Below are 12,354 nucleotides of genomic sequence, written 5' to 3'. Positions count from 1 at the left end.
CCTCCAGTCCGTCTGCGACACCGTGGGGTCAGGCACCGGCTGTCAGTGACAGTGGTGCCTGACCCCAGGGTGTCATGTTTCAGCGGTGCAGGATTTTGGGGACGGGGGCGGGGCGCAGGCGGTAGGCATCCGGCATGCCGGAACCGAGCAGGGGGCGCAGGTACATGCGGAAGGCGTCCGTGACGTCGGTGCCGCTATCCGTGATGAACTCGTCCTCCATCGTGCGCGTCTTGCCCGCCACCGCTTCCAGCGGCAGCAGTTCGTAGTCCGCTGAATAGAACCCCGTGCGCTTGATGGCGACCGAGCCGTTCCGGCTGCCCCACATGGCGTATTGCACCGCCTTCTCACCCACTTCGCGCGCCTCGCGCTGGTCCACGTCCGATACGCAGCCGATGAAGCTGCGCTGCAGGTAACCGAAGGTGTCGCCGCGCACGCGCTTGATGCCCAGCTTCGCCTTGATCTCCTCGCACAGCAGGTCGGCCAGCGCGCCCGTGCCCGAAAGCTGCACATTGCCGTGCGCATCGCGTTCCACTTCCTTGGCCAGCAATGTGGCGATCGGTTCGCCGCTGGCATCGTGGATGCCTTCGGAAACGGCGATCACACAGCGGCCGTAGCGTTCATAGACCGCCTTCACGTCCGCCAGGAACCGGTCGAGCACAAACACGCGCTCCGGCACGTAGATGAGGTGCGGGCCATCGTCAGGGAATTTCTTGCCCAGCGCCGCTGCGGCGGTCAGGAAGCCGGCGTGCCGGCCCATCACCACGCCGACATACACGCCGGGCAGCGAGGCGTTATCCAGGTTGGCTCCCGCAAAAGCCTGGGCCACGAAGCGGGCGGCCGAAGGGAAGCCGGGCGTATGGTCGTTCCCGACAAGGTCGTTGTCGATGGTCTTCGGCACGTGGATGGCGCGCAGCGGGTAGCCCGCCGCCTGCGCCTGTTCGCTCACGATGCGTACCGTGTCCGAGGAGTCGTTGCCGCCAATGTAGAAGAAGTGCTCGATCTCGTGCGCACGCAGCACGTTGAAGATCTCGGCGCAGTATTTCAGGTCCGGCTTGTCGCGCGTTGAGCCCAGCGCGGAGGAGGGCGTGGCGGCCACCAGTTCCAGGTTGTGCGAGGTCTCCTGCGTGAGGTCGACAAAATCTTCGTTGACGATGCCGCGCACGCCATGCATCGCGCCGTAGACCTTCGTCACCTCATTGAAGCGCCGCGCCTCCAGCGCCACGCCCACCAGCGACTGGTTGATCACGGCGGTCGGTCCGCCTCCCTGCGCCACCAGAATCTTGCCAGAACCCATAGCCAGCCTCCCCGTTGTGAAAGGAATCAGAGCCGCCAGCTTACTCCGTTTTGGCGCCCGCGCCGATATTCCGGTCGAGGAATTTTTCGACGCGCGTCCAGAAGTCGAAGCGGTTCTTCGGCAGGACCCAGCCGTGGCCTTCCTCCGTGTATTCCAGCCATTCCACATGGCTGTTATACGGCCTGACCGCGTCGTAGAAGCGCTGCCCATGGAAGATGGGCACGCGCTGGTCCGCGCCGCCGTAGGCCAGCAGCAGCGGCTGGCGGATCTTCGCCGCCTGCAGCAGGGGCGATGTGCGCCTCAGCTGTTCCGCGTCCTTCTGCTGGTCGCCGATCAGTACCGGCATACCGTATTTCTTCCATGCGGCGCTCAGGTCGGAATCGCGGTACCAGGCTCCCGAGTACATCAGGTCGATGTCGGTGACGCCGGCCCAGTTGATGCCGCACTTGTAAAGCTCCGGGTCATTGACAAGGCCCATCAGCGTCGCGTAGCCGCCGTAGCTGGCGCCGGCGATGCAGATGCGCTTCGGGTCGGCATGGCCCTGGGCGATGGCCCAGCGTGCGCCGTCCGCAATGTCGTCCTGCATTTTCAGGCCCCACTGCTTCCAGCCTGCGTTGAACAGCGCGTTGCCGTAGCCGGTGCTGCCGCGGAATTCCGGCTGCAGCACGAAGTAGCCGCGCGAGGCGAGGAACTGCGCTTCGGCGTTGAATGCCCAGGTGTCGCCGCGCACCCATGGGCCGCCATGCACCAGCACTACCATCGGCGCATTTTTCTTGCCGTTGGCGGGCATGGTGATCCAGGCGGGAATGGTCAGGCCGTCGCGTGCCTTGTAGCGCACCAGGTCGCGCTTGCCCATGGCCGCAGGCTTGATCTGGGGATGCATGGAGCCGACGAGCACCAGCTTCTTCACATCGCCGCGGTAGACGTAGTAGATGGGCGGTTGCCGGTCGGAGTACGATTTCACCAGCATATTGGGCGTGGCCGGATGCCTTGGCGGCATGAGCACATTCACCGTGGTGCGCAGCACGCTGTCGACATAGGCCTGCGCGGCTTGCAGATCCTTGTCCACCCACTGGGTCGCTTCGGTATCGCCGATGGAGCGGATACCCAGCAGGCCTTTTTCCGAGAACACCAGTTCGCCGCTGAAATCGAAGTCCTCCTGCACCACCACCGGCGTGTCGCTGATCTTTGCGGTATCCAGGTCCAGGCTATATACCGCAGTCTTGTCGCCACGGCTGGTGAGCACATAGAGCTTGCCCTCAGGACCGAAAGCCAATGGCGAGAACGAACCGTCGTTGCCGATATAGCGCCCGAATTCGCCCAGCGAGCGCCATTCGTTGTTCTTTTTGGGATCGCGATAGTAGACCGTGGACGTGCCTTCCGATGCCGTCACCGCAATGCGCGGCTCGCCCGCATAATCGGTCAGCCAGCGCTTCACATTTCCGGGCCCCTGGTATTCTGTACTGCGCCCGTTGAGGGTATTCAGGCGCAGCAGCGTCCTGTGCACCACTTCACTGAAGCCGCTGAACTCGATGCTCTCCACGTAGACGAATTCCGAGTCCTGCTTGCCTACCTGGGGCAGCATAAAGGTATGCCAGGGCAGGATCTTCTGCATGCTGCCATCGGAGATGACCACATGTTCGCGCTCGGCGAGGCGGCGGAACTGGCTGGCGTCGCGGTTCACGGCAAACAGGCCTGGCGCATAGCGGCGCTGGCCCTGTCCCTGGTCGCGGTCCGCCAGGTCATAGATCAGGCGTTCGTCACTGATCCACTGGAAGTCGTCGACATCGGCGTCGGCAAACACGGCGACTATCTGGGCCTTGCCGGTTTCGATGTCATAGACGGCCAGCCGCTCGCGCGAGCCATTGCCGCTGACACGGGCCGCCAGGTATTTACCGCTGGGTGACAGCACGGCGGCGCTGAAGGCCGGATTGTCGAAGAATGCTTCAACCGGCGGCGGGGCCAGGGCTTGCGCGCTGGCTTGCGGGAGAAAGGCGGCGGTGCTGATTGCTAGTGCAAGAAGTGCATTTTTTAACATGCCAGCAACATATCACAGGGCGCCTCTCCGCAATATCGCACATTGTCACAACGTTGTTTTCAGGCGGCAGCCAGTTTGACCGGCAGTTCCCTTACCCGCTGGCCGGTGGCCGCGAACAGTGCGTTGCACAGGGCAGGCGCGATCAGCGGCGGTGCGATTTCCCCCAGCCCGCATGGCGCGGCACCCGCATCCTCGATGAAGTGCACTTCGATCTTGCGCGGTGTTTCGCTGTAGCGCGCGAAGGGCGTGTCATGGAAATTCGTGTTCACGACCGCGCCGTCCGCCAGCCGGATGCCGCCGTGCAGCGCTGCCGACAGGCCCCACATGATGCCGCCTTCCACCTGCTGGCGCGCGCCATCGGGATTGATCACCAGGCCGCAATCGACCACCGCCACCACGCGCGTAATGGTGAACTGGCTGCCACGCACTTCCACGTCGGCCACCAAGGCGCAGTAGCTGTTGCCGTGCATGTAGGGGTAGGCGGCGATGCCGCGTCCGCGCCGCACGCCGGCTTCCGGTGCCGGAGGCTTGTCCCAGCCGGACAAGGCCGCCGCTTTCTCCAGCACCTGGCGCATGCGTTTCTGGCTCACCTTGTATCGCTCGCCGGCGGGTTTCTCTTCGCCGCTGCGCATGATGTCGAGGCGGAACTGCACGGGATCCTTGCGCGCAGCATGCGCCAGTTCGTCCACAAAGCACTCCTGCGAGAAGGCCCAGTGGTTGGCGACCACCGAGCGCCAGGCGCCCCCCTGCAGCGGGCTGGCGCCTTGCAGGTTGGCGAAGGCATAGCGCATATGCGCCGTGTCGTAAGCGAACCACGGGTGCTCGCCGCGCGGATTGCCGAAGTAGGAACGCGCCTCGTCATGCTGCCAGGATGCGAGGGCGCCTTCTGGCGTAAGCGCAGCGCGCAGGCGGCTGCGGGTATAGGGATGGTAGTGGTCGTGCCGCAGGTCGTCTTCGCGCGTCCACACAATCTTGACCGGCACATTGCCTGCCGCCTGCGACACGCGCAGCGCCTCGATGGCGGTATCCATATAGAAGCGGCGGCCGAAAGCGCCGCCGGAGAATTGCGGGCTGACCACGACCTCGCTTTCCGGCAGGCCGAAGATGCGTGCCAGCTGGTTGCGCCAGCCGATGGCGCCCTGGGTACCCACCCAGACTTCGGCGCGCTTGCCCTGATGGTGGGCCACGCAGTTCATCGGTTCCATGCAGGCGTGGGCCTGGAAGGGATAGGTGTATTCCGCCGCCAGCATATTGGGCCGTTCCGCCGGCGCGCTGCCCGTTTCCTGCACCACGCTGAGGTCGCGGTCCAGCGCCTGCGCCGCGAACGCTTCCCAGGACTCGTTCGAATGGCTGGCGCCGGCCGGTTTTTCCCACTCCACCACCAGCGCCTTGCGGCCCTCCATGGCCGCCCAGGTGGAAGTGGCCACCACGGCCACCGCTTCCTTGGACGAGAAGAAGGTGGCCGGCGCCGGGAGGTTGTTCGCGGCTTCCTCGTGGGCGGCGATCTTGACCACCGCGCACACACCCGGAACCTTCAGCGCGGCGCTGGCGTCGAAGCGCGCCACACGGCCGCGCAGCTGCGGCGAGCGTTCCAGGCTGGCGAACAGCATGCCGGGCACGCTGAAGTCGATGCCGTAGTTCTGCCGGCCGCGCACGATGGCGTCCGCATACACATTGGCCTGGCCTTTGCCCACCACGTCGCCTGCCACGCGCTCGCCGAGCGCGGGCTGCAGCTTGCGGAATTCGTCACGATTCGCAGGGCTGCCCAGGGCAGCCGCTTCGGCGGCCAGCGCGCCGAAGCTGAGGCGCTGCTTCTTCGGCCCGGCCACGAAACCATGGGCCGTGATGCATTCTTCCGGCTTGCACTTCCAGCGTGCAGCTGCCGCCTGCAGCAGGGCCTGGCGGGCCAGCGCCGCGCCACGGCGCAGGTGCAGGTAGTTGTCCTTGATGCAGTTGCTGCCGCCGGTGCCGCTCAGCACATAGCGTGTGCTGGCCGTGTCGGGAATGGGCAGCACACGGAACTGCGCCATGTCCGCGCCCAGTTCCTGGGCGAAGATCATGGCCATGCTGGTGGCCACGCCTTGTCCCATCTCATGGTGGGTAAGCGAGAATTCCAGCACGTTCGACGGCAGGATGCGCACGAAGTAGCCGACATCGCTGCCCGCAGGCTGCGCTGCCAGCACCGGGAAGGCGCCCTGCAGCAGCAGGCCGCCGCCGGCAAGAGCCGAAAACTTGAGGAAATCGCGGCGCCCGGTGTTCATGCCTTGCCTTTCGCAGCTGCCTGCCGGATGGCCTGCTGCATGCGCGGATAGGTGCCGCAGCGGCACAGGTTGCCCTCCATGCCTTCGGCGATCTGCGTTTCGCTCGGACGGGGATGCTTTTCGAGCAGGGCCACGGCGCTCATGATCTGGCCTGACTGGCAGTAGCCGCATTGCGCCACATTGCAGTCCTTCCAGGCCTGCTGCACGGGATGCAGCTTCTGTGTGCGTGCATCGGCCAGGCCTTCGATGGTGCGGATCGGCTTGCCGGCCACCGCGCCCACGGTAGTGCTGCAGGAGCGTACTGCCTCGCCGCCCACGATCACCGTGCAGGCGCCGCATAACCCTGCACCGCAGCCGAACTTGGTGCCGGTCATGCCGAGCGTATCGCGCAGCACCCACAGCAGGGGCATCTCGGGGTCGGCTTCGACCGGTATGTTCTTTCGGTTGATTGTCAGTTGCAGTCGCATGGCGGGCAGGCTCCGGAAAGCGCCATTATGCAAGGCGCCTGCGCGGCGTCTGTCGCAAATTTGTAGCGCTTCAGGCCTGCTCTTCCGGGGCGCGGATCTGGTCGATCAGCGCCTCCGTTTCACCGTCCGGCGGCGGTGTGAGCAGGCTTACCACCACCAGCGTAATCAGCCCTGCGGGCACGCCGAAGATGCCTGCGGAGATGGGCGCGATATTGAACCATTGTCCCGCCGCGCTGCCGCCCAGGATAGGGTTGGAGGAGAGCATGTAGAACAGGCAGACCAGGAAGCCGGCGGCCATGCCCGCCAGCGCCCCGTAGCGGTTTGCGCGCTTCCAGAACACGCCCAGCACCAGCGCCGGGAACATGGTGGACGCGGCAAGCGAGAACGCGGCGCCGACCAGCGAGAGAATGTCGCCCGGCTTGGTGGATGCGGCATAGGCCGCAATGAAGGCCACGCCGAGCAGCAGCAGCTTGGAGATCGTCACGCGCTTCTGGGTGGATGCCTTCGGGTCTACCAGCTTGTAATAGATGTCGTGCGACAGTGCGTTGGAAATGGCGAGCAGCAGGCCGTCCGCCGTGGACAGCGCCGCCGCCAGGCCGCCTGCCGCAACCAGGCCCGAAATAACATAAGGCAGGCCCGCGATTTCGGGTGTGGCCAGCACCAGCACGTCGCCATCGATGGCGATTTCCGCCAGCTGCACGATGCCGTCGCCATTGATGTCGGCGATGCTGATCAGCGGATTCGCCTTGTCCACATTCGCCCAGTAGGATACCCAGGTGGGCAGGCGCGAGAAATCGGTGCCCACCAGCGCACTGTAGATATCGTATTTCACCAGCACGGCCAGCGCGGGAATGGTGAGGTAGATCAGCAGGATGAAGAACAGCGTCCAGAACACGGACACCCGGCTGTCATGCACCGACGGTGTGGTGTAGGAGCGCATCAGGATGTGCGGCAGCGCGGCCGTGCCCAGCATCAGGCAGAACACCAGCGCCAGGAAGTTATTGCGCTTGATATCCGACTGCTGCGCATCGCGGCCGGGGAAGGGCACCGCATGCGGCGTGAGCGGACGTGAACGCGCCAGGTTGAAATCGCGCTGCCCGGTCCACAGCGCTTCCGCATCTTCCGGATTCTTGGGGTAGGCAATCAGCGCACGCTCCGCATTGCGGATGTCGAGCAGCGAGGCATTGCGCTGGCGCACCCGTTCCAGCGCATGCTGCGCCTGCGAACGGCCCGACTCCCACGAAGCGGGCAGGCCGTCGAGCCGGGCCTGGAATTCGGCCGCGCGTTCACGGTAGATACTGCGCACCTCCTGCTCCTTGCCGTCCGCCAGCAGGGCCGCTTCGCGTTCACTGAGCTTGGGCAGCAGCTTGCCGTAGGCGACTTGCGGCACCGGGTTGTCGCTGTGTTTGGCCGACAGCCACATGGCCGGGATCAGGAACGCCACGAGGATGATGATGTATTGCGCTACCTGGGTCCAGGTAATCGCGCGCATGCCGCCAAGAAAGGAACAGACCAGGATGCTGGCCAGGCCAAGGAAGATGCCGACCGAGAAATCCACACCGGTAAAGCGCGAAGCGATCAGGCCCACCGCGTAGATCTGCGCCACCACATAGGTGAAGGACACAATGATGGTGGCGGCAACAGCCAGCAGCCGCACCGGCCGCCCATGCCGGTTGCCGCCATAGCGCGCCGCGAGGAAGTCGGGAATCGTGTACTGCGCAAAGCGCCGCAGGTAAGGGCCGATCAGCAGCGCCACCAGCACATAGCCGCCGGTCCAGCCCATGATATAAGCCAGGCCATCGAAGCCATGCAGGTAGAGGCCGCCGGCAAGGCTGATGAAGCTCGCCGCCGAAATCCAGTCGGCCGCTGTTGCCATGCCGTTGTACAGGGCAGGCACGCGCCGCCCCGCCACGTAGTATTCGGCCACATTGGATGTGCGGCTGATGACGCCGATCGATGCATACAGCACGATGGTGGCGAACATGAACATATAGCCGATCCAGACGCGCGGCATGCCTTCCTTCTCCAGCACGGCCAGCGCCACCAGGAAGCAGGCGAAGCCCAGCGCAAACAGCAGGTAGTAGCGCGACAGGCGCTGGAACAGGCTGCGCTTCAATGAGGCTCCTTTCGCGTCGCTTCGCGGTCGATGCGGCGCATGCGCCAGGCGTACACGCCGATGATGGCAAGATAGACCAGCGAGGCGCCCTGCGCCGCGAGGTAGAAGGATAGCGGCCAGCCGAATACCGTGAGGCCGGTCAGTTCGCGCGCAAAGAACACGGCGCAAAAGCTGGCCACGAGCCAGAGCGCGAGCAGCAGCGCCGTCATCTTGCGGGTGCGCTCCCAATGGCGCTGGCGCGGGTCGGCATCAGCCATAATGCGGCGGCTCCTCATCGTTCGGTTCCGGCTCGGCGGCGTGCAGGGGGAAGGACAGGCGGAACAGGCAGCCCGGATATTTTGGGTTCTGCGCGCGCGGATTGCTGAACAGGTCAACCTCCGCGCCGTGCTGCTGCGCGATCTCGCGCACGATGGCCAGGCCGAGCCCGCTGCCTTCGGCGCTGCTGCCAAGGATGCGGTAGAAGCGCTCGAACACGTGCTGGCGCTCGGCAGGCGGAATGCCCGGCCCCGTATCTTCCACTTCCAGCACCGCCTCATCGGCGTTACGGCGCACGCGCACGGTGACGCTGCCGCCTGCCGGCGTATAGCGCAGCGCATTGTCGATCAGGTTGGACAGCATCTCGCGCAGCATCACGGCATTGCCGTCGATGATGGTGTCCTCTCCCTGCTCCTCGAAGCCCAGGTCGATGCGGTAATTAAAGGAGGCCTGCACCCAGTCGCGCACCACATTGCGCGCCAGGCCGGTGAGGTCGAGCTGTTCATGCGCCGCGCCCGCCTGCGGCTGGTTCTCGGCGCGCGCCAGCGCAAGCAGCTGGTTCACGAGGCGGGTGGCCGCCTCCGAACTTTTTGCCAGCTGCTCCAGGGAGCGGTGGATCTCATCATGGTCGGTCTGCCGCAGCGCGAGCTCGGACTGCATGCGCATGCCGGCCAGCGGGGTTTTCATCTGGTGCGCGGCATCGGCGATAAAGCGCTTCTGCATTTCGATCGAGAGCGACAGGCGGCCCAGCATCTCGTTCAGCGAACGCACCAGCGGCGTAATCTCTTCCGGCACCTGGTTCGGCGCAATGGGACTCAGGTCATCCGAGCTTCGGGCGCGGATGCGTTCCTGCAGTTCGGCCAGCGGCAGCAGCCCGCGCGACAGCGCGAACCACACCAGCGCCAGCACCACCGGCAGGATGATGAACTGCGGCAGGATCACGCCCTTGATGATTTCATTGGCCAGCTTGGCGCGCTTCTCCAGCGTCTCGGCCACCTGCACCATGGCCAGGCGCGGTTCGCGCTTGCTGTCCTCTTCCAGGTTCACATAGGAATAGGCGATGCGGATCGGCGTGCCGTGCAGGTTGTCGTTGCGGAAGCGCACGTCGCCGGGGCGAAGCTCATCGTCTTCGGCGCGCGCCTCGGGTTGAGGCAGGTCGCGGTCGCCGTCCACGTAGCGCCCCTGCGGCCCCATGATCTGGAAGTAGACATTGTCGATATCGTCGGCGCGCAGGATATCGCGCGCGGAGCCGGGCAGGCGCTGCACCAGCTTGCCGTTCACCTCGCGCACCTGCTGCGCCAGCACGGTCACGCTGTCTTCCAGCGCATGGTCGAACGGCTGGTTGGCGATGGATTTCGCAACCAGGTAGGTGATCGCGATACTCATGGGCCACAGCAGCAGCAGGGGCGCCAGCATCCAGTCCAGGATTTCGCCGAACAGCGAATGCTGGATCTCGACTTCTTCCTCGGCGACCGGATTCACTTGGCTTCGGTAGCGCTGGCGCTTGAATACTTTTCGAGGCAGTAGCCCAGCCCGCGCACGGTGGCGATGCGCACGCCGCCCACTTCAATCTTCTTGCGCAGGCGGTGCACATAGACCTCGATGGCGTTGTTGCTGACTTCCTCGCCCCATTCGCACAGATGGTCCACCAGCTGTTCCTTCGACACCAGGCGTCCCGTGCGCGCCAGCAGGATCTCCAGCAGGCCCAGTTCACGCGCCGACAGGTCCAGCATCTGGTCGTTGATATAGGCGCTGCGGCCCACCTGGTCATAGCTGAGCGGGCCATGCTTGATGACGGTGGAGCCGCCGCCCTGGCCGCGCCGGGTGAGGGCGCGCACGCGCGCCTCCAGCTCGGACAGCGCGAAAGGTTTGGCCATATAGTCGTCGGCGCCCAGGTCGAGGCCGTTTACGCGCTGTTCCACCGAGTCGGCCGCCGTCAGGATCAGCACCGGCAGCAGGGAAGAGCGCGAACGCAGGCGGCGCAGCACCTCCAGCCCGGACATCTTGGGCAGGCCAAGGTCCAGGATCAGCAGGTCGAACTCCTGGGTGGAGAGGGCCGTATCCGCTTCCTGGCCGTTCTTTACACAGTCGATCGCATACCCGGACTGGCGCAGCGAGCGCGTGAGTCCGTCGGCCAGAACGCTGTCATCTTCGGCAAGTAAAATACGCATCCCTGATTTATATCACGAACCCCCCTCATACAGTACTTGCAAAAAGTACTGGATACCTATACAGTACCACCTGTACCGAACAACTTTGCCCGAAAGACCACCATGGACGACAAAAAAGCTGTAGTACCGGCCTCCGAAAAAGCCAAAGCCCTGGCTGCCGCCCTGGCCCAGATCGAGAAGCAGTTCGGCAAGGGCTCCGTGATGCGCATGGACGCCAGCGCCCCGATCGAGGAAGTGCAGACTGTGTCCACCGGCTCCCTGGGCCTGGACATCGCCCTGGGCGTCGGCGGCCTGCCGCGCGGCCGTGTGGTCGAAATCTACGGTCCGGAATCTTCGGGTAAAACCACGCTGACCCTGCAAACCATCGCGGAAATGCAGAAAATCGGCGGCACCTGCGCCTTCATCGACGCGGAACACGCGCTGGACGTGACCTATGCCCAGAAGCTGGGCGTGAACCTGCACGAACTGCTGATCTCCCAGCCGGACACCGGCGAACAGGCCCTGGAAATCTGCGATGCGCTGGTGCGCTCCGGCTCCGTGGACCTGATCGTGGTGGACTCCGTGGCGGCCCTGACCCCGCGCGCCGAGATCGAGGGCGATATGGGCGACGCCCTGCCGGGCCTGCAGGCCCGCCTGATGTCCCAGGCGCTGCGCAAGCTGACCGGCACCATCAACCGCACCAATACCCTGGTCATCTTCATCAACCAGATCCGCATGAAGATCGGTGTGATGTTCGGTTCGCCGGAAACCACTACTGGCGGTAATGCGCTGAAGTTCTACGCCTCCGTGCGCCTGGACATCCGCCGCACCGGCTCCATCAAGTCGGGCGACGAGGTGATCGGCAATGAAACCAAGGTCAAGGTGGTCAAGAACAAGATCGCGCCGCCGTTCAAGGAAGCCCACTTCGACATCCTGTATGGCGAAGGCACCTCCCGCGAAGGCGAAATCATCGACCTGGGCGTGGAAGCCAAGATCGTTGAGAAGTCCGGCTCGTGGTACTCCTACAACGGCGACCGCATCGGCCAGGGCAAGGACAATGCACGCATCTTCCTGAAAGAGCGTCCGGAACTGGCGCGCGAGATCGAGAACAAGGTCCGTGCCTCGCTGGGTGTGCGCGAGCTGCCGCCATCGGCCGCCGACGCGCCGGCGCCGAAGCTGAAGGCGGTGGAGTAATCACTTAGCTGAAGCGAATCGCCACCGTCCCGCACTGCGGCACGGTGGCGATTGCATTTAAGGCCCTCACCGCATGCCCCGCCCACCCCTCAGCCTGAAAGCCCGCGCCCTGCGCCTGCTGTCGACACGCGAGCACAGCCGCGTGGACCTGCGCCGCAAGCTGGAGCGTTATGCGGAAGAGGGCGACGATGTGGAGGCGCTGCTGGATTTCCTCGAACAGAACAACTGGCTGTCCGATCCGCGCTTTTCGGAATCGCTGGTGCACCGGCGCTCGGCGCGTTACGGCAACAGCCGTATCCTGGCCGAGCTGCAAAGCCACGGCATCAGCGGCGAGGCCCTGCAGGAAGCGAAGGCCGGCCTGGTGGAGGACGAAACGGCGCGCTGCGTGGAGGTCTGGCAGCGCAAATTCGGCGAAGTGGCGGCCGACCCCGAAGGCCGCAGCAAGCAGATGCGCTTCCTGATGCAGCGCGGCTTCTCCCAGAAAGCCATCCGCGTGGCCATGCAGGGCACTGCCCCGGACGAGGAATACTGAGCCCCACGCCTCCCTCTGGTCAGGCCGCATTTTTCCAAAGCATCGGC

The 12,354-nt window shown here is 64.8% G+C and carries 10 protein-coding genes; 2 read left to right on the top strand and 8 right to left on the bottom strand.

Annotated elements, in window-relative coordinates:
• Positions 1–79 precede the first annotated feature (79 nt).
• From ACJRPG_RS24510 to ACJRPG_RS24475, 8 genes are all read right to left on the bottom strand, one after another.
• On the bottom strand, positions 80–1,294 hold the full coding sequence (locus ACJRPG_RS24510; protein ID WP_408002731.1) for a 6-phosphofructokinase: 1,215 nt from the start codon (positions 1,292–1,294) through the stop codon (positions 80–82).
• 40 nt (positions 1,295–1,334) lie between these two features.
• Positions 1,335–3,332, bottom strand: a complete 1,998-nt coding sequence (locus ACJRPG_RS24505; RefSeq protein ID WP_408002730.1) for a S9 family peptidase — start codon at positions 3,330–3,332, stop codon at positions 1,335–1,337.
• A gap of 59 nt (positions 3,333–3,391) precedes the next feature.
• The gene (locus ACJRPG_RS24500) at positions 3,392–5,593 is read right to left on the bottom strand and encodes a xanthine dehydrogenase family protein molybdopterin-binding subunit (protein ID WP_408002729.1); all 2,202 of its coding nucleotides are present in this window, start codon (positions 5,591–5,593) and stop codon (positions 3,392–3,394) included.
• Positions 5,590–6,060, bottom strand: coding sequence for a (2Fe-2S)-binding protein (locus tag ACJRPG_RS24495; protein ID WP_408002728.1), 471 nt, complete (start codon positions 6,058–6,060; stop codon positions 5,590–5,592). The genes ACJRPG_RS24500 and ACJRPG_RS24495 overlap by 4 nt, the downstream gene beginning before the upstream one ends.
• 70 nt (positions 6,061–6,130) lie before the next feature.
• Positions 6,131–8,176: a sodium:solute symporter family protein gene (locus tag ACJRPG_RS24490; RefSeq protein ID WP_408002727.1), complete on the bottom strand. Its 2,046-nt coding sequence runs from the start codon at positions 8,174–8,176 to the stop codon at positions 6,131–6,133.
• Complete coding sequence (locus tag ACJRPG_RS24485; RefSeq protein WP_408002726.1) at positions 8,173–8,433, bottom strand: DUF4212 domain-containing protein; 261 nt, start codon at positions 8,431–8,433, stop codon at positions 8,173–8,175. The genes ACJRPG_RS24490 and ACJRPG_RS24485 overlap by 4 nt, the downstream gene beginning before the upstream one ends.
• Positions 8,426–9,913 carry a sensor histidine kinase gene (locus tag ACJRPG_RS24480; RefSeq protein ID WP_408002725.1) on the bottom strand — a complete coding sequence of 496 codons (1,488 nt, stop codon included), beginning with the start codon at positions 9,911–9,913 and terminating at the stop codon, positions 8,426–8,428. The genes ACJRPG_RS24485 and ACJRPG_RS24480 overlap by 8 nt, the downstream gene beginning before the upstream one ends.
• A complete protein-coding gene (locus ACJRPG_RS24475) occupies positions 9,910–10,602 on the bottom strand; it encodes a response regulator (RefSeq protein ID WP_408002724.1) in 693 nt (230 codons plus the stop codon). The genes ACJRPG_RS24480 and ACJRPG_RS24475 overlap by 4 nt, the downstream gene beginning before the upstream one ends.
• A gap of 102 nt (positions 10,603–10,704) precedes the next feature.
• Here ACJRPG_RS24475 and recA point away from each other — a divergent pair, with 102 nt between their 5' ends.
• Both recA and recX read left to right on the top strand, forming a co-directional pair.
• Complete coding sequence (gene recA / locus ACJRPG_RS24470) at positions 10,705–11,775, top strand: recombinase RecA (RefSeq protein ID WP_408002723.1); 1,071 nt, start codon at positions 10,705–10,707, stop codon at positions 11,773–11,775.
• A gap of 73 nt (positions 11,776–11,848) precedes the next feature.
• On the top strand, positions 11,849–12,307 hold the full coding sequence (recX, locus tag ACJRPG_RS24465) for a recombination regulator RecX (protein ID WP_408002722.1): 459 nt from the start codon (positions 11,849–11,851) through the stop codon (positions 12,305–12,307).
• Positions 12,308–12,354: the final 47 nt, after the last annotated feature.

The organism is Pseudoduganella rhizocola (assembly GCF_045984285.3).
Taxonomy (GTDB): Bacteria; Pseudomonadota; Gammaproteobacteria; order Burkholderiales; family Burkholderiaceae_D; genus Rugamonas.
Note: the sequence above shows the minus strand (reverse complement) of the source record. Positions and strands in the feature narration are given on the sequence as shown.